Raw genomic sequence first — 18,288 nt, 5'->3', positions numbered from 1 at the left:
TGATAAGATTAAGTTAGGCTTGCTTGTCTTTATCTTCCGCTAGGAAGAACCAAGTTTCAAGTACTGAGTCAGGATTGAGTGAAACTGTTTCAATGCCTTGCTCCATCAGCCATTTAGCAAGATCTGGATGATCAGATGGACCTTGACCACAAATACCTACATATTTCCCAGCTTTACGACAAGCATGAATGGCCATTGAAAGCAGGGCTTTAACGGCTGGATCACGTTCATCAAATAGATGAGAAACAATACCAGAGTCGCGGTCTAAACCGAGCGTTAATTGAGTTAAGTCGTTAGAACCAATTGAGAAACCATCAAAATGTTCAAGGAATTGTTCAGCCAATAATGCATTGGTTGGTAATTCACACATCATGATGATTTTTAAACCATTCTCACCACGCTTCAAGCCATTTTGAGCTAAAAGTTCAATGACGCGTTTTGCTTCAGAAACTGTACGCACAAATGGAATCATGATTTGAATATTGGTCAAACCCATTTCATCACGTGCTTTTTTCAAGGCACGGCATTCAAGTTCAAAGCAATCGCGGAAGTTGTCAGATACATAACGGCTTGCACCACGGAAACCCAACATTGGGTTTTCTTCTTCTGGTTCATAGAGTTTACCGCCAATGAGGTTAGCATATTCATTGGATTTAAAATCGGACATACGAACAATGACTGGCTTTTCAGCAAAGGCGGCCGCAAGTGTTGCAATACCTTCAACCAGTTTTTCTACGTAGAATTCAACTGGAGAAGAATAACCTGCGGTACGTGCCATGACTGCTGCACGTGTTTCGCGTGGCAAGCTTTCAATATTCAGTAAGGCTTTAGGATGTACGCCGATCATACGGTTAATAATGAACTCAAGACGAGCCAGACCAATACCACCATTTGGAATTTGAGCAAAGTCAAATGCACGATCAGGGTTACCGACGTTCATCATAATTTTGAACGGAAGTTTTGGCATAGATTCAATCGAGTTGCGTTGAATTTCAAAATCCAGCGCACCTTCATAAATAAAGCCTGTATCACCTTCAGCACATGAAACAGTAACTTCCTGACCATCGGTTAGGACTTCTGTGGCATTGCCTGTACCCACAATCGCAGGAACACCCAGTTCACGTGCAATAATAGCAGCATGACAAGTACGACCACCGCGGTTAGTCACGATAGCAGCGGCACGTTTCATGACTGGTTCCCAGTCTGGATCAGTCATGTCTGAAACTAGCACGTCGCCAGGTTGAACTTTATCCATTTCTTTAATCGAGGAAACAACGCGTACTTTACCAGAACCAATACGTTGACCGATTGAGCGACCTTCACATAACACAGTGCCACGTTGTTTAAGTAGGTAACGTTCCATCGTGCCTACGTTTTGACGGCTTTTTACAGTTTCAGGACGCGCCTGAACAATGTAAATTTGACCATCATCGCCATCTTTTGCCCATTCGATGTCCATTGGCGCACCGTAATGGTCTTCAATGATCATGGCTTGTTTAGCAAGCTCTTGAAGTTCATGGTCATTTAAAGCAAATTGTTGGCGATCCTGTTTTTCAACATCCACCACCACCACTGATTTACCCGCTGAACCTTCTTCACCATAAATCATTTTCTGGTGTTTAGAGCCGAGGTTGCGACGTAATACAGAGTGTCTACCATTTTTAAGCAGCGGTTTTGATAAATAAAATTCGTCAGGGTTAACAGCACCTTGAACGACCATTTCACCTAAACCATAAGATGCTGTAATAAATACGACATCTCGGAAACCAGATTCGGTATCCAATGTAAACATTACACCCGCAGCACCTGTTTCTGAACGAACCATGCGTTGTATGCCAGCAGACAAAGCTACAATGTCATGAGCAAAGCCTTGATGCACACGGTATGCAATTGCACGGTCGTTATACAAAGATGCAAATACTTCTTTGATGGCAATCAAAATATTATCGATGCCACGAATATTCAGAAAAGTTTCTTGCTGACCAGCAAAAGAAGCGTCTGGTAAATCTTCAGCGGTCGCAGATGAACGAACGGCAACCGCGATATCAGGGTTGCCGTTTGAAAGTGCATTAAAAGCGTCACGAACTTCTTTTTCTAATGCTGGAATGAGAGGAGTATCTACAATCCATTGACGAATTTTTGCGCCAGTTTCGGCAAGAGCATTGACATCGTCAACATTCAATTGATCGAGTTCTGCTTGAATTTTTGCGTTTAGACCGCTTTGTTCAAGGAACTCACGATAAGCAGCAGCAGTTGTGGCAAAGCCACCCGGTACAGACACACCAGCATTGGATAAATGGCTGATCATTTCACCTAGAGATGAGTTTTTCCCACCCACGAGTTCGACGTCGTGTTTCCCTAATTTTTCCAGACCGATTACGCGCGCTTCCAAAGTTTTCACTCCACTTTTCCAGTATTAATTACTATCTTGGCATGAAGAAAAGATATTAATGTGCTTAGGATTTTGATTTACTCTAAGCGACAGTCATGTAAGATCAGCTTACTATAAAGATTATATAGCACTAAGACAAATGTTTGAGGAGATTTTTCATGTCAGATAGTAAACAAATTAAGCGGAGTGTGTTTTTTATTTCAGATGGAACCGCGATTACGGCTGAAACCCTCGGACATTCTTTATTAGCGCAATTTCCCAACGTGGATTTTGATATTCATATTATTCCGTATATCACCTCAGAAGAAGCGGCAATGAATGTGGTTGCTGAAATTAATAGTTGCCAGTCTAAAGACCAGACTTTGCCATTGGTGTTCGATACGTTGGTCGATCCGAATGTGCGTGAAATCATTAACACTGCCAAAGCGGTGAATCTCGATGTGTTTGAGGGTTTAATTAGCAAGTTAGAACAGGAGCTTGGCACACCGCCGACAACTTTGGTCGGACAGACTCATGCCGTGACGGATTCTGAATATTATAAAGCTCGTATTGATGCAGTTCATTTTGCTTTGGACAATGATGATGGTGCTCGTACACGTCACTATGATAAAGCCGATATTATCTTGATTGGGGTATCCCGTTCGGGTAAAACACCAACGTCGATTTATCTGTCATTACAATTTGGAATTCGTGTTGCAAATTATCCACTGACCGAAGAAGATCTAGATGACAATCGCTTACCAAAAGTATTGAAAGAACATAAAAATAAGTTATTTGGTTTGATGATTGATGCGGAACGTTTGGTCGCAATTCGTAATGAACGTAAAGCCAATAGTCGCTATGCCAGTTTTAGCCAATGTCAGATGGAGTTGCGTGCCATTGAAGGAATTTATATTTCAGAAGGAATTCCATATTTAAATGTCACGGAAATGTCGATTGAAGAAATTTCAACACGTATTTTACAAAAGACAGGCTTGAAACGCCGTATTGGTTAAAAAGTTTACAAACAATAGATCTAAATCCTTCAGTATTTCTGATCTGTGGTTGTAAGGAGAAGGGAAATCAATGAAAAATCATTAATTTCCCTTTTTTAGTTAAACAATTTTAGCTGTTTTTGATATCCATCAATAAACTAAAGTTTTCGAGTCGCTTTTCAGTGTCATAAATATCACAAGTGAAAATGAACTCATCAACATCTACATGTTCTAACAAGTCTTGCAGACCAGCTTTCACCGTTTCAGGTGAACCAATTTGACCCAATGCATAAAAGTTATTGACGGATATGCGCTCGGCAGGTGTCCAGATATGATCCATAGACTCCACAGGTGGTTTGAGTTTTAAACTTTGTCCACGCATTAAACCCAGTACACGTTGATAAGCACTGGTGGCTAAATGTTGTGCTTCGGCATCTGTTTTAGCTACTACAGTTGGAACGCCCATGGAAACATACGGTTGTTCTAGATATTCAGATGGTTGAAAGTTTTCTCGATACAACTGGACAGCCTGTGACAGCATACGCGGTGCAAAATGTGATGCAAACGAATAGGGAAGACCTAAACGAGCCGCGAGTTGTGCACTAAATAAACTGGAGCCCAACAACCAGACGGGAACATGTGTTCCGTGTCCTGGGGTTGCTACGATTTTTTGATTGGGTTCAGGGTCTTTGAAATATTGCAAAATTTCGAGAACATCTTGAGGAAATTGATCTTCAGTTTCCTGACGACCACGACGTAAGGCTCGCATGGTCAATTGATCTGTGCCTGGTGCGCGGCCTAAACCTAATTCAATACGATTGGGATAAAGCGTTGCTAATGTACCAAACTGTTCTGCAACCACCAATGGCGCATGATTAGGTAACATCACTCCACCAGAGCCTAAACGTATCGACTGTGTATTTGCAGCAATATGACCCAGTAATACAGCGGTCGCTGAACTGGCAATACCATCCATATTATGGTGTTCGGCCAGCCATAAACGTTCATATCCTAGTTTTTCTGCATGCTGAGCCAACTCCAAAGCATGATGCAACGAAAATTGAACTGTTTTATCATTACGGATAGGCGCAAGCTCAAGAATTGAAAACCGTGTTTCTTTTAAAGAAGCCATAAAAAATTCTCAGAACTATATATCGTCATTTTACGATTTATCTAAAATTATGTATATCGTTTTTTTTCGATTTATGCAGTGATTTGTAACTTAACAATAATGACCAAAAAAAGCACCCAGAAGGGTGCTCGACTATTTGAATCATACAACGTATTAACGGTGACGATAGTGACGATGGTGTCTGTTCCAACTACGTGAGTTGTTATAGCGTTTTTCTTCAGCTCTATCTTTAGAAATTTTATTTCCTTAAGCTGAACCGCCTGCGGCGCCTAGGGCTGAACCAATATATCCACCTGTTGTGCCACCCATATTTTTACCAACGGTATAGCCACCCACACCACCTAAACCACCACCAATTGCAGATGAAGTACGATTACGTTTATTGCTTGCAACGGCTGCACCACCCGCACCACCAATCATGGCACCAGTATTACCGCCCATTTGATTGCCTAAGGCTGTACCAACCACACTCCCTAATGCTGAAGTTGCCGCAACACGTGTGGTATTGTCTGCATGTGCATTGATTGCAAACATTGAAGAAATTGCCAATACACCACTTAATAATAAGTTATTTGCCTTCATCTCAAATCTCCGTGTCCCAACAGCAGGACTTTATCTATTTCGTTGCAGCAAATGTAACAAAACGATTCACTTTAATTGTGGAGATTATCGTTGTTATTTTTACAATGTAGCTGCGTTTTGTATGCTTTCTATTAAAAGTGTCTATTAAAACGGCAAAAACGATTGATTTATTGCCTAATGTGAAGAAAAAGTGAAAACTCAAACTTGGAATGTACTTAAGAGCAAGCAAATATAAGCTGATCTATGTTCTTTAACAGTCATAATCGGTAAACTATGCGCACTTTTAGCTTTGACCTGATCGCAAGCACTTCATCATTCAAGCGTTGCGCTGATCGATTATTTTTATTTTGAGATACTTCCACTTATGAAAGAATCATTACGTTTACGACTGGATCAACTCTGTGATCGTTATGAAGAGTTAACGGCATTATTGGCAGATGCGGAAGTCATTTCTGACAATAAACGTTTTCGTAAATTATCCCGTGAGCATAGTGATCTTTCTGAAATGGTCGAAGTGTGGGGCAAGTATCGTCAGGCTGAGCAAGATATTGTGACTGCCGAAGACATGCTCAATGATCCTGATTTTAAGGATATGGCTCAAGAGGAAATCAAGGAAAATCGCGTCTTGATTGAGCAACTCGAAGCTGATCTGAATATTTTGATGATTCCTAAAGATCCCAATGATGCCAATTCTGCTTATTTGGAAGTCCGTGCGGGAACTGGCGGTGATGAGGCTGCAATTTTCTCAGGTGATTTATTTCGTATGTACAGTAAATATGCTGAGTCTCAAGGTTGGCGTATTGAAGTATTGTCTGAAAATGAAGGCGAACATGGCGGTTATAAGGAAGTCATCTGCCGCGTCGATGGCGATGGTGTCTATGGTCGTCTAAAGTTTGAAAGTGGTGCGCATCGTGTACAGCGTGTTCCTGCAACTGAGTCACAGGGACGAGTACATACTTCTGCCTGTACAGTCGCGATTTTACCTGAAGTAGATGTGGATACGACGGTAGATATTAATCCTGCTGATTTGCGGATTGATACTTATCGTGCATCGGGTGCAGGGGGGCAGCACATTAATAAAACCGATTCGGCGGTGCGTATTACTCATATTCCAACGGGTGTGGTGGTGGAGTGTCAGGAAGAACGCTCACAGCATAAAAACAAAGCCAAAGCAATGGCGTTATTGGTTTCACGTCTGGAAAATGCCAAACGTGCTGCACAGGAAACAGCAACTTCTGAAATGCGCCGTGATTTAGTTGGATCAGGCGACCGCTCAGAGCGTATTCGTACCTATAATTATCCTCAAGGTCGTATGACTGACCATCGTATCAATCTAACTTTGTATAAGCTGGATGCGATTATGGAAGGTGATTTGACGGAACTTTTGGATAGTTTACATCGTGAATATCAAGCAGATCAGTTAGCGATGTTGGCGCAAGAGAATGGTGGATAATGAACATTGGGCAAGCTTTAAATCTGCGCGGTGAAACTGACAGTTATGAACGTCAGGAAGCCATGTGGTTGCTTGAACACATCTTGAATCTGAGTGCTATTGAGCTAAAAATGCGTCAAATGCAAGTTTTGACGCATGAGCAAGAACACACCTTTTTAGATGGTCTGATGCGACTCTCTAAAGGTGAGCCACTGGCTTATATTACGGGTTCGCAACCGTTTTGGAGTCTGGATTTAAAGGTTACACCAGATACATTAGTTCCGCGTCCAGATACTGAAATTTTAATTGAAACGGTTTTATCGTTAAATTTACCTTTTCAAACTTCGATGGTGGATTTAGGCACGGGGACAGGTGCAATAGCGTTATCTCTAGCCAAAGAGCGTCCTGACTGGAAAGTTTTAGCAACCGATATTTACTTTCCAACGCTTGAAGTCGCTCAGGAGAATGCTCATCGACATGCGTTGAATCAAGTTCAATTTATTTGTAGTACATGGTTTGAAGCCATTCCTGCGCAAAAGTTTGATTTGATTGTGTCTAATCCACCTTATATCGATGCACAGGATGAACACATGCTGAATCTGGGAACAGAACCTCGCCGCGCATTGGTCGCAGAGCATCAAGGTCTTGCAGATCTGGAACTGATTATTGATCAAGCACCCAAGTGGATGAATATTGATGCATGGTTAGTGCTTGAACATGGTTATGATCAAGGGGACATGGTTCGTCAATTGCTTCAAAAACGGGGCTTTACTCAAGTTCAAACCCGAAAAGATTACGGTGGAAATGATCGTATTAGTTTAGGAAAACATCTGCCAAGATAACTTATTTGGGGATACTTTCTCGCCATCTGAGTAACCATTGTTCTACAGCTTTCATAATGGTATCCGTTATTTTTCCCAATAATGCCAGTAAGATAATAGCCAAAATAACAATATCGGGTCGTGAAGTTTCTCGTCCATCGCTCAGCAGATAACCAATGCCTTGTGTTGCTGCAATCAATTCAGCAGCAATCATAAACATCCATGATAAACTCAAACTATTACGCAAGCCTGTTAAAATTCCTGGCGAGGCGGCAGGTAAAATAATTTGAACAATGCGTTCAAAGTGATTCAAACCATATACTTTTCCCAACTCGACCAATTTGGGATCAACATTTTGAATTGCTGCAACAGTATTGGTATAAGTTGGGAAAAACGCACCAATGGCAATCAGCGTGAGTTTTGATCCCTCATCAATTCCTAACCATAATAATAACAGTGGGATCCATGCCAGACTGGGAATGGATTTAATCGCTGAAAAAGTAGGGTCAAGATATTCTTCAACCTGTTTATTAAGGCCTACACCGATCGCAAACAATAATCCAAGACCACTGCCGATGGCAAATCCAGCAAAAACACGCCACGTGCTAATATAAATATGTGTCAATAAATCTGCATGAGCCAAATCGATAAAAGACTGCCACAGACTACTTGGTGCCGGTAACAAATAGGCATCAATCGCACCACTTCGCACCAGAAACTCACAAATGAATAAAAATATAACAGGCAACAAAAGCGCTTTATACCAACTTTTAAATTTGCTGGGTTTATGGCGCTGTTGATCTTGAAGGGCAGCCTGAGCCAAACTTCTGTTTAGCTCAGACTTAGAAATTGAATTTTGCATAGATTACTTAACAACCTTTTGAGCAAAACGAGGATCAAACAACTGATCAACCACTTGATTAACATTGGTGCCTTTGCGTACTAGATCTTCTTCAACCAAAATATTTCCTGCGCGTTTCAGGGCTTGTGACTGTTTTACAGACGGGATATTTTGTTCAAAATTGGTTCGGCTTAATTGCAGTTTTGCAACGGCAAGCGGTAACTTTGATTCGCGAGCCAAAAGTTCGGCAGTTTTGTCTGGATTGGCGATTGCCCATTTTCGTGCCTGTTCATAAGCTTTGATCACAACCTCAATCGCCTCAGGACTTTGTTTGGCAAAATCTTCTTTAACGCTTAATACGCCATAGCTATTAAAATTAACATTTCGATAGAGTAATCTTGCACCTGATTGAATTTGTGCAGCAGCCATAAGTGGATCGAGTCCAGCCCAAGCATCCACTTGACCTCTTTCAAGTGCTGTTTTGCCATCTGGATGCTGTAAATGCACAAGTTGTACATCTCGTTTAGTCAAACCAACGCTATCTAGTGCCTGCAAAGTAAATAAAAATGGATCTGTACCTTTGGTTGCTGCGATTTTTTTGCCTTTTAAATCTTTTAATGATTTTAATGGAGAATCTTTAGCAACGACCAGTGCAGTCCATTCAGGTTGACTCTGGATATAAACTGTTTTGATCGGGCTACCATTGGCACGACTGAGAACAGCTGCTAAACCGGCAGTAGAGGCAAAGTCACTGCTATTGCTATTGAGATATTCCAAAGAGCGATTACTGCCTTGACTAAACACCCATTTAATTTCAGTGTTTGGTAGTGCCTTTTCCAATAGTTTTTGATCTTTCACAATTAAACTAGTAGGCGCATAGTAGGCATAATCCAGCTTTAGTGTTTTGGGAATAGCTGCAAATGCAGTTGCGGTAAATGTTGTTGCAAGAACCCCAGTGATGAACAATTTTAAGTAAGGTTTTTTAAATGATGACATGCCCAAGTCCAATCTGACAAATAAATGAAATTTCTCAAATATTTGCATGAGAATAGCGTGTTCCAAACACAGATATTTTGCTTAGTAATGCATGTTCTTGAATAAACACTATTTTTTTGATTTAATAATTTGATTTTAAAGTGTTTTTATGGAAATAAGTGGGTTATTATATATTCTGATTAACTGATAATAAATGTGCATATAGCGTTGGATAAATCTGGTTTAGACGTTTTATTCTAACGGGTATTTTGTTTGGCGATAAGCACTTGGATTGACACCCGTCCATTTTTTAAAAGCACGATAAAACGCACTTGGATCATGGAAATTTAAGGCATCACTGATATCCTGAATACAATCTTCAGTTTTACTTAAACGCTCAATCGCAATATCACAGCGGATGTCATTTTTAAGTTGTTGATAACTGATATTTTCAGCTTTTAAACGCCGTTGAATGGTTGCTTCAGACATGTTTAACTGCTGCGAAAGTTCTTTAAGTTCTGGCCAAAGCGCGGGATGATGTTTGATAAGATGTCTACGAATCATCAGACTTAGTGCATTTTCATTTTTATAACGTACTAATAAATTCTGCGGTGTCTGTTTTAGAAATTCATAAAGCGATTTTTTATCTTTTTTAATTTTAATCTGTAAATAATCCGCATTGAATTCCACGAGATTAGATGCTGCATCAAATTCGATATTTTCACAAAAACGGACATAATAATCTTGCGGATAAGCGGGCTTAGCGCATTTCAGACTAATTTTATCAATCACAATTCGTTGATCCGCTAGCCAACACAATAAACCATGAATCAACATTAAAAAAGTTGCATAACTGAACATCCGTTTAGTGTGAGTTTGATCATGAATGATCAAACATGCCAGATTTTGTTCAACTTTAAACTCTGATTGGATATCATCCAGAAGTACAGAAAAAAACTTTAAAATATCGGTTAAGGCTTTTTCTATTGTATCCGCATGCATGACCATTTTTACTAACAATTGATAACTACCACGTCGCATGGGATGAGAGTCCATTCCAAAAAACTCATCATCCATATGATTAGCCAACTCAATCCAGAGTTGTGCATAAGCCGAAACTGGAATTCTGGCTTTGGGGAAGTTTAAAAGCTCAGCTGAAATCCCCGCCTGTTGTACTATTTTTTCAATATTAAAACCGCGCGAATGTGCCACACTCAAAGCTTCATTGACCAATGCAATAGAAATGGTTCCTTTATTTGAAGGGGAAATATTTGACTGTGCAATCCGTTGCATGTATGACCTGACACTCAGAATTAAAAATTTTTTAAATGATGAAAATGTCCAAAAACCGCAGAACATTTGAGGTTTTTTGAAATTGTACTGTAAAAGTTGAACTTTTACTCTGGAGCTGATGTCAGATTAAATTAAATCACGTGGAAATTGGCAATGAAAATACAAGGAAAACATTTCATTATTACAGGTGGTGCCTCGGGTTTGGGGGCTGCAACGGCTGAATGTTTGGTCGCGCGAGGTGCTTATGTCACCTTAGTTGATATGAATGTTGAAGCTGGACAGGCTCAGGTTGAGAAATTAGGCGGAACAGCGGATTTTGTTGAATTAGATGTGACCAATGAGACAGAAGTCGAGCAGTTTTTTAAACAAACATTACACCAGCATGGTGCAATTCATGGCTTAATTAACTGTGCTGGAATAGGCCCATCTGCAAAGGTGGTGGGTAAAGAGGGTATTCATGATCTGGCATTGTTTAATAAAGTTTTAAATATTAATGTCACAGGGACTTTTAATATGCTGCGTTTTGCAGCAGAAGCCATGACACATAATACTGCAATGCCTGAAGATGAAGATCGAGGTGTGATTATTAATACTGCTTCTGTGGCTGCTTTTGATGGTCAAATTGGTCAAGCTGCTTATGCGGCCTCCAAAGGCGCAGTTGTGGCGATGACTTTACCAATTGCACGTGAATTGGGGCGTCATGCTATTCGGGTGGTTACGATCGCACCCGGTATTATGGAAACGCCTATGCTCAAAGCTTTGCCACAAAATGTTCAGGATTCACTGGGTCAAATGGTGCCTTATCCATCGCGTTTGGGTAAACCAGATGAATTTGCAAGTCTTGCAGTGCATATTATTGAAAATGCTTATCTGAATGGTGAGGTAATTCGTTTAGATGGTGCCATTCGAATGGCACCCAAATAACACCAAGATTATTTAACTCAACATGCCAAAGCCCTCAATTAGATTGAGGGCTTTGGAAATTGAAAAAGTAAATAAAGCAGTTTAAGTTGGATTTGATCACCAGCAAAAAACATCGTTGGATGTTTTACGATAACAAAAATGGACAGGACATATAGATCAAATTTTGAATGATCTGTATGCATTAAAAACGGAATAAAAGAGGTTTTCGGGATGAAGACACTGACACAAGCCTATGCGGAATTTGATTTAAATCAACTTATTCAACAGCAACTTAACGGACATGATCAGCGCATTAATGCTTTTGAGGAGTGCTGTGGTAGATATGTAGGTCATGACAAAGTGGCTTTGATCTGGGGAGGAAAAAACGGAGAACAGCAATCATATACCTTTGATCAACTTGCTGAATATTCAGGGAAATTAGCCCATTATTTTAAGTCTATCCATCTTCAGGCAGGAGATTGCATCGCGGGATTATTGCCACGTACCCCCGAGTTACTCATCACGATTTTAGCAACTTGGCGTATTGGCGCAATTTATCAACCCTTATTCACTGCATTTGAATCCAAAGCCATTGAGCACCGTTTAGAAACAGCCAAAACCAAACTGGTGGTAACCAATACTGATCAACAATCTAAACTCGAAAATTTAAATATTAGCCAAATTTTGACTGTCAAAAATATTGATGATGATCAGAACCAAGAAGATTTCTGGAGTGTGATCCATACATTTGATGCCGATTGCCCAATTGAATATCACAGTTTCGATGATGATTTTTTAATGATGTTTACTTCTGGTACAACGGGTTTGGCCAAATCTGTTCCTGTGCCATTAAAGGCAATTTTGGCATTTAAAGGCTATATGACACATGCCGTGGATTTGCGTGATGAGGATTCATTTTGGAATCTTGCTGATCCGGGTTGGGCTTATGGACTGTATTACGGTATTACAGGGCCTTTGAGTTTAGGTCATGGCATTCTGATGGATGAACAAGCTTTTAGTGTAGATCGGGCCATTGAACTGATGAAAAAATATCAGGTCAATAATCTTACAGGTTCTCCGACTGCATTTCGCATGTTTTATGGTTTTAAAGAAAAGTTTGATGATAGTGTCAAACAGCATTTAAGGGTCGTGAGCAGTGCAGGCGAGCCTTTAACACCAGAGGTGATCCATTGGTTTAAACATGATCTCAATGTCTATATTTATGATCAATACGGACAGACTGAACTCGGCATGGTGATTGGTAACCACCATGCTTTAGAACATGTAATTAAAATTGGTTCTGCAGGTTTTGCTATACCGGGACATCGTTTTGTAGTACTTGATGAAAATCATCAAGAACTTGGGGAAGGCGGGATCGGGGTATTGGCGATTGACTGTGATGCGTCACCTTTGCTTTGGTTTAAAGGTTATGGGGGTAATAACCGAAAGTCTTTTGTAGGCAAATACTATATTACGGGTGATACCGTACAGTTAAATGAACATGGAAGTATAGATTTTGTTGGGTGTGCTGATGATGTCATTACAACGTCAGGCTATCGTGTGGGCCCTTTTGATGTCGAAAGTACATTACTTGAATGCGAAGAAGTTTTAGAATCTGCGGTGATTGGCAAACCTGATCTGGCGCGAACTGAAATTGTTAAGGCATTTATCGTATTGAAAAGCCAATATCAAGCGACAGAACAGCTCAAAGAAAAACTACAAATGTATGTTCGCGGGCGTCTATCTAAACATGCCTATCCGAAAGAAATTGAATTTGTAGATGCGTTACCCAAAACAGTGAGTGGTAAAATTCAGCGTGGTATTCTTAAACAACGAGAAGTTGAACGAATGCAACCGCTTTGCACGAGTTAAATTTATCTTAAACAGGATGGAGATAGTTCATATTTGAGAGTTAGAGGTGGATCAGGAAATTTGAACAACACTTATAAGTGATATTTTGCTCCCCAAATGATGTTATAAACATCAATATATGGAGTATTTTATGGCACGTAGACCAAGAAGAAATCATTCAAATGATTTTAAAGCTAAGGTAGCACTTGCTGCGATTAAAGCAGAAAAAACACTTGCTGAATTGAGTGCTGAATTTGATGTTCATCAAAACCAAATTATCGACTGGAAAAATCAACTGATTTCAGCTTCCTCGCAAGCTTTCGATCAATCAAAAGCTCCAACAGAACCACCCATCGATCTAAAAAAACTACATGCAAAAATCGGTGAGCAGGCATTAGAAATTGATTTTTTAGAAGGTGTGTTGAAGAAACTGGGCCGCTTCAACCACAAAAGTTAATCGATGACTCACTTCAGATTTCAGTATCTAAGCAAGCTCAGCTGCTGAAAGTCTCCCGTGGTTGTTATTACTATCGCCCAAAACCTGTGAGTGCATCAGATCTGAAGCTAATGCGGTGTATGGATGAGTTACATATGCAATACCCTTTTGCAGGTAGCCGGATGATGCGTGATTTGTTGAATCGTCAAGGACATCATATAGGACGACGTCATACACGTACTTTAATGAAGAAAATGGGCATTAATGCGTTATATTGCAAACCAAATTTAAGCCAGGCTAATCAAGCTCACCGCAAATATCCATATCTGCTCAAAGGATTGGCTATTCAGCGCAGTAATCAAGTGTGGTCTACGGATATAACGTATATCCCTATGGCAAAAGGCTTTGTTTATTTATGTGCTGTGATTGATTGGCATAGCCGCAAGGTACTTGCGCATAGAGTATCGATTAGTATGGAGGTTACATTTTGCATAGAAACATTAAATGAAGCTATTGAAAAATATGGTCGACCTGAAATATTTAATACAGACCAAGGCAGTCAGTTTACCAGTGATGCATTTATTGATGTATTGAAATCAAATGGCATTCAAATCAGTATGGATGGTAAAGGTCGATGGGTTGATAATGTGATGGTTGAACGATTATGGCGGAGCGTTAAATATGAAGAGGTGTATCTCAAAGCCTACAGCAATGTTTTGGATGCGAAGAAGCAATTAAACGCATATTTTGAATTTTATAATTTGAAACGACCTCATTCGAGTCTGGACAAAATGACTCCAGATGAGTTTTACTATGACCAGCTACCACAACAAAATAAGGTAGCTTAACTAGAGCAGAGTATCACTTATAAATAAGCTTTTAGTTGTTCAAACATGTGGGACCACCTCTGTTCTCCATCTACTTGTTTTAACCATCAGTTTTTTTATAAATTGGCTTTAACTTCATCGCCAATTGTATAGAAAGTCCCACCCGCAATATAATGCAAACTTTTTAAACTTCGGTGTGCATCTGAAAAATACCAATGTCCATCACGAAATACGCGTGAGTCCGCCCAAGCACCCATCACAGAGCCAATAAATAAATCATGCGCTTGCTGATTATGGGGCTCAGGAATGACTTTACAGATCAGCCAAGCAATACAACCTTCAACCAAAGGTACACCAGAATCATCAGGATAAAAGAGTTGAGTTCCACAAAGCTCTAATTTATTCAGCTCATCAAACTGGCTGATGCTACCTAATTGATAGGTCATATCCAGTTGTGCTAAACAGGGAACCTGTAACGCGAAATAGCCATTCTTTTCAATAATTTTTCGAGTCTTCGTCGATTTATCTAAAACAACGGTCACTTTTGCAGGACTAAATTCTAAAGCGCACGCCCATGCTGCGGCCATGACATCAATATCATCATCATCTTGAGCGGAAACCAGTACAGTAGGGCCATGATTAAGTAAACGATAGGCTTTTTCGAGTTCTACCTTTTGAATATCTGGATTTGTCATTTTATTAAGCTCATCTTTTTAAAATGCTTATATATTGGCAGAAGATTTTAAGAAAATAAGCGAATTTTAAAAGATCTATACACTATGACGTCTTTCATCATTGTTTAAACCCTCTTTATTTTTCTCGCATAGGCAAAATGAAAGGGGTTTATGAAACAAGTCTATTCAATGGTTTCTATTTGCTATTTTGCGTTTTAAAATTGGAGTTGATATCGGCAAATACTGATTTATAGAAAATCCAATGTTCATCAAATTTATTTTAGGATGTATTTTCTCTTTGGGACTGATGGGATGTCATAGCTTGAATGCCAAATCTCAAGCAACAGAAGAAACGCAGGAATGTTTGGCTTATCGGGCCATGATGACTGCACCGATGGATCCTTTAGCGATGCAGCAATTAAAAACAAAATGTTTGGAGTCTCGAAAATAAATTATCTATGCGATAGGAAGCCCTTCGGGTGCTTTTTTATTGCCAAAAATCGGTTTCTAAACTATCTATGCGATAGGAAACCTGTGTATTTGGGTTCAAAGATCGTTTGAACTTTTCTAAGCTATCTATGCGATAGGAAACCAAAACCTGCTTCATCATCAGGCTTTCTAAGCTATCTATGCGATAGGAAACGTTTCTATTCTATTGCAGGGGCGCAATGGGAATTTCTAAGCTATCTATGCGATAGGAAACCAATACTTACTTGATGCATCTCCTTTGCGATATTTCTAAGCTATCTATGCGATAGGAAACTATAAACTCTTATTAATAAATAATTTAATAACAATAAGTTATTTTAATAATTTGATATTATGCTTTAAAAACAAGTTAAAGTATAAGCGTATGATTTTATTATATTATTAAAGAGTAAGAAAAATATTGATTTAAAAAGAGCAATAAGTCAACTTGATTTAAAATTGAATCCACTCGCTTTAGGCATTAAAAAGCAAGACAAAACAAGGTATCATAAGCCGTTTTGCATCATCATCTTTTGGAGACCCCTGAGTGGAGCGACCGACCATTAATCCTGAACAATTACAGGAAGCCGCAGAAAACTTAACAACAATTCGTGATTTTATTCGTTTTGGAGTGACTGCATTACGTCAATACGATGCTCATTTAGGTCAGGGAACCGAAGATTATTTTGCAGAAAGCTCTGCGCTAGTTTTACAAACGCTTTCTTTAGAATGGGCCGCAGATGCCGAGATTCTGGATGCAAAACTTTTACCAAGTGAAAAAGCTGAATTTTTAAGTTTGCTTGAGCGCCGTGTTAATGAGCGTATTCCGACCTCTTATTTACTTAATCTAGCTTACTTTGCCAACAAGCCATTTTATGTCGATGAACGTGTATTAATTCCGCGTTCACCTATTGCTGAATTGATTGAACAGCGTTTTGCACCGTATTGTCTGGATGAACATGGCAATATGCATGAGGCAATAAATAATTTACCTGAAAACTCAAATCCTAAAACTCCGCAACGTATTTTAGATATGTGTACAGGTTCAGGTTGTATTGCAATTGCTTTGGCTTATGCATTTCCAGAGTCGGAAGTGGATGCAACTGATATTTCCAAAGATGCGCTTGAAGTCGCTGCGATTAATACAGAGCATCACGATAAACAATATCAAGTTGCGCTATTAGAATCTGACTTATTTTCAAAAATTCCTGCCGAAAATCAATATGATTTAATCGTTAGTAATCCGCCTTATGTAGATGCTGAAGATATGGCAGATTTGCCTGAAGAATTTTTACATGAACCAGAACTGGCTTTGGCGGCAGGTCAGGATGGTTTGGATCTGGTACGTAAAATGTTGGCTCAAGCGGCAGATTATTTAACTGAAGATGGTTTAATTGTCATTGAAGTAGGAAATTCTGAATGGGCAATGCGTCAGAATTTTCATACCATTGACTTCCACTGGTTGACCTTTAAAAAAGGTGGTTCGGGTATTTTTGCTTTAACCGCAGAGCAATGCCGCCGTTATCAGCGTTTATTTCAAGAATTTTTAGAAGCTTAAAGGAGTTGTAAATATGGCAGGGAATAGTATTGGACAACTCTTTCGTGTGACCACCTGCGGTGAATCACATGGTGCCGGCTTAATGGCGATTGTCGATGGTGTTCCACCGGGACTTGAGCTGTGTGAAGATGATTTGCAAAAAGATTTAGATCGTCGTAAACCGGGAACCTCCAAATTTGCAACGCAGCGTAAAGAACCTGATGAAGTTGAAATTATTTCAGGGGTTTTTGAAGGCAAAACGACAGGAACATCGATTGGTTTACTCATTCGCAATACTGACCAGAAATCGAAAGATTATGGCAATATTGCTCAAACCTTTCGCCCGGGACATGCGGATTATACCTATACGCAAAAGTATGGTTTCCGCGATTATCGTGGTGGCGGACGTTCGAGTGCGCGCGAAACAGCAATGCGTGTTGCAGCGGGTGCAATTGCCAAAAAATATCTTGCTGAAAAATTTGGTATCGTGATTCGTGGTCATGTCACCCAAATTGGTAATGAAATTGCAGAAAAACTGGACTGGAATGAAGTTCCAAATAATCCATTTTTCTGTGGTGATGTCGCTGCCGTACCGCGTTTTGAAGCCTTAGTGACTTCTTTACGTGAACAAGGTACAAGCTGTGGCGCAAAACTGGAAATTTTAGCCGAAAAAGTTCCAGTGGGTTGGGGTGAGCCTGTATTTGACCGTTTAGATGCTGATATTGCACATGCCATGATGAGCATCAACGCTGTAAAAGGTGTAGAAATTGGTGATGGTTTTGCTGTAGCAGGTCAGTTTGGTCATGAAAGTCGAGATGAGTTAACCACAGACGGTTTTCTTGCTAATCATGCAGGTGGTATTTTAGGTGGTATTTCTAGTGGACAAACTATTCGTGTCGCTATTGCCCTTAAACCAACCGCAAGCATTACCACTTCAGGTAAAACCATTAATCTGGATCGTGAAAATACCGACGTATTAACCAAAGGTCGTCATGATCCTTGCGTGGGTGTTCGGGCAACACCTATTGCGGAAGCGATGCTTGCGATTGTTTTGATGGATCACTTCATGAGAAACCGTGCGCAAAATGCGGATGTCGTTGCTCCATTTGCACCAATCGAATCTTAAGTTAGTCTTATATAAAAAACTCAC

Annotated in this window: 15 protein-coding genes, 1 pseudogene and 1 CRISPR repeat array; of the genes and pseudogenes, 9 read left to right on the top strand and 7 right to left on the bottom strand. The window is 39.9% G+C overall.

Going from position 1 to position 18,288, the window contains the following annotated elements:
- Window positions 1–13: 13 nt before the first annotated feature.
- Window positions 14–2,401: a phosphoenolpyruvate synthase gene (ppsA, locus tag I6L31_RS03805; RefSeq protein WP_171064976.1), complete on the bottom strand. Its 2,388-nt coding sequence runs from the start codon at window positions 2,399–2,401 to the stop codon at window positions 14–16.
- Window positions 2,402–2,550: 149 nt separating this feature from the next.
- On the opposite strand from ppsA, the gene ppsR reads away from it, so the two are divergent.
- Entirely contained in the window at window positions 2,551–3,387 is an 837-nt protein-coding gene (gene ppsR / locus I6L31_RS03800) for a posphoenolpyruvate synthetase regulatory kinase/phosphorylase PpsR (protein WP_004988177.1), read from the top strand.
- A 109-nt stretch (window positions 3,388–3,496) separates the two neighbouring features.
- Here ppsR and I6L31_RS03795 read toward each other — a convergent pair whose 3' ends face one another.
- Window positions 3,497–4,498 carry an LLM class flavin-dependent oxidoreductase gene (locus I6L31_RS03795; protein WP_004988173.1) on the bottom strand — a complete coding sequence of 334 codons (1,002 nt, stop codon included), beginning with the start codon at window positions 4,496–4,498 and terminating at the stop codon, window positions 3,497–3,499.
- A gap of 153 nt (window positions 4,499–4,651) precedes the next feature.
- Window positions 4,652–5,080 (bottom strand): annotated as a pseudogene (locus tag I6L31_RS03790) (hypothetical protein).
- 364 nt (window positions 5,081–5,444) lie between these two features.
- Between I6L31_RS03790 and prfA the strand changes: the two are divergent.
- On the top strand, window positions 5,445–6,533 hold the full coding sequence (gene prfA, locus I6L31_RS03785; RefSeq protein ID WP_005004653.1) for a peptide chain release factor 1: 1,089 nt from the start codon (window positions 5,445–5,447) through the stop codon (window positions 6,531–6,533).
- Window positions 6,533–7,354 (top strand): peptide chain release factor N(5)-glutamine methyltransferase, encoded by an 822-nt coding sequence (gene prmC / locus I6L31_RS03780; protein WP_005004652.1) that lies wholly within the window; start codon window positions 6,533–6,535, stop codon window positions 7,352–7,354. Before prfA ends, prmC begins: the two co-directional genes overlap by 1 nt.
- Window position 7,355: 1 nt before the next feature.
- On the opposite strand, the gene I6L31_RS03775 is transcribed toward prmC, so the two are convergent.
- From I6L31_RS03775 to I6L31_RS03765, 3 genes are all read right to left on the bottom strand, one after another.
- Window positions 7,356–8,195 (bottom strand): ABC transporter permease, encoded by an 840-nt coding sequence (locus I6L31_RS03775; protein WP_005004650.1) that lies wholly within the window; start codon window positions 8,193–8,195, stop codon window positions 7,356–7,358.
- A gap of 3 nt (window positions 8,196–8,198) precedes the next feature.
- Complete coding sequence (locus I6L31_RS03770; RefSeq protein WP_005004648.1) at window positions 8,199–9,170, bottom strand: aliphatic sulfonate ABC transporter substrate-binding protein; 972 nt, start codon at window positions 9,168–9,170, stop codon at window positions 8,199–8,201.
- 231 nt (window positions 9,171–9,401) lie between these two features.
- Window positions 9,402–10,442 (bottom strand): AraC family transcriptional regulator, encoded by a 1,041-nt coding sequence (locus I6L31_RS03765; RefSeq protein ID WP_005004645.1) that lies wholly within the window; start codon window positions 10,440–10,442, stop codon window positions 9,402–9,404.
- A 153-nt stretch (window positions 10,443–10,595) separates the two neighbouring features.
- Between I6L31_RS03765 and I6L31_RS03760 the strand changes: the two genes are divergently transcribed.
- The 3 genes from I6L31_RS03760 to I6L31_RS03750 all read left to right on the top strand — a co-directional run bounded on the left by I6L31_RS03760 (window position 10,596) and on the right by I6L31_RS03750 (window position 14,480).
- Window positions 10,596–11,366, top strand: coding sequence for a 3-hydroxyacyl-CoA dehydrogenase (locus I6L31_RS03760; protein WP_004988160.1), 771 nt, complete (start codon window positions 10,596–10,598; stop codon window positions 11,364–11,366).
- 210 nt (window positions 11,367–11,576) lie between these two features.
- Window positions 11,577–13,217, top strand: coding sequence for an AMP-binding protein (locus tag I6L31_RS03755; RefSeq protein ID WP_005004642.1), 1,641 nt, complete (start codon window positions 11,577–11,579; stop codon window positions 13,215–13,217).
- A 130-nt stretch (window positions 13,218–13,347) separates the two neighbouring features.
- Window positions 13,348–14,480, top strand: a protein-coding gene (locus tag I6L31_RS03750) for an IS3 family transposase (RefSeq protein ID WP_223235881.1) whose coding sequence is annotated in 2 segments (ribosomal slippage) — window positions 13,348–13,600 and window positions 13,600–14,480 — 1,134 coding nt in all. Because the reading frame shifts where the segments join, the coding sequence is not laid out codon by codon here.
- Between the two features lie 95 nt (window positions 14,481–14,575).
- On the opposite strand, the gene I6L31_RS03745 is transcribed toward I6L31_RS03750, so the two are convergent.
- Window positions 14,576–15,154, bottom strand: coding sequence for a flavin reductase family protein (locus I6L31_RS03745; protein ID WP_005004636.1), 579 nt, complete (start codon window positions 15,152–15,154; stop codon window positions 14,576–14,578).
- 241 nt (window positions 15,155–15,395) lie between these two features.
- On the opposite strand from I6L31_RS03745, the gene I6L31_RS03740 reads away from it, so the two are divergent.
- The 3 genes from I6L31_RS03740 (at window position 15,396) to aroC (ending at window position 18,264) form a co-directional block, all read left to right on the top strand.
- Window positions 15,396–15,584, top strand: a complete 189-nt coding sequence (locus I6L31_RS03740; protein ID WP_051062665.1) for a hypothetical protein — start codon at window positions 15,396–15,398, stop codon at window positions 15,582–15,584.
- Between the two features lie 53 nt (window positions 15,585–15,637).
- A CRISPR array of direct repeats spans window positions 15,638–15,896; the repeat unit is 28 nt; unit sequence TTTCTAAGCTATCTATGCGATAGGAAAC.
- Between the two features lie 252 nt (window positions 15,897–16,148).
- On the top strand, window positions 16,149–17,159 hold the full coding sequence (gene prmB, locus I6L31_RS03735; protein ID WP_005004631.1) for a 50S ribosomal protein L3 N(5)-glutamine methyltransferase: 1,011 nt from the start codon (window positions 16,149–16,151) through the stop codon (window positions 17,157–17,159).
- A 13-nt stretch (window positions 17,160–17,172) separates the two neighbouring features.
- Window positions 17,173–18,264 carry a chorismate synthase gene (aroC, locus tag I6L31_RS03730; protein ID WP_005004630.1) on the top strand — a complete coding sequence of 364 codons (1,092 nt, stop codon included), beginning with the start codon at window positions 17,173–17,175 and terminating at the stop codon, window positions 18,262–18,264.
- Window positions 18,265–18,288: the final 24 nt, after the last annotated feature.

Source organism: Acinetobacter septicus, assembly GCF_019355975.1.
Lineage (GTDB): Bacteria > Pseudomonadota > Gammaproteobacteria > Pseudomonadales > Moraxellaceae > Acinetobacter > Acinetobacter ursingii.
The sequence above is the reverse complement of the archived record's forward strand: the minus strand, read 5'-3'. Positions and strand labels throughout refer to the sequence as shown.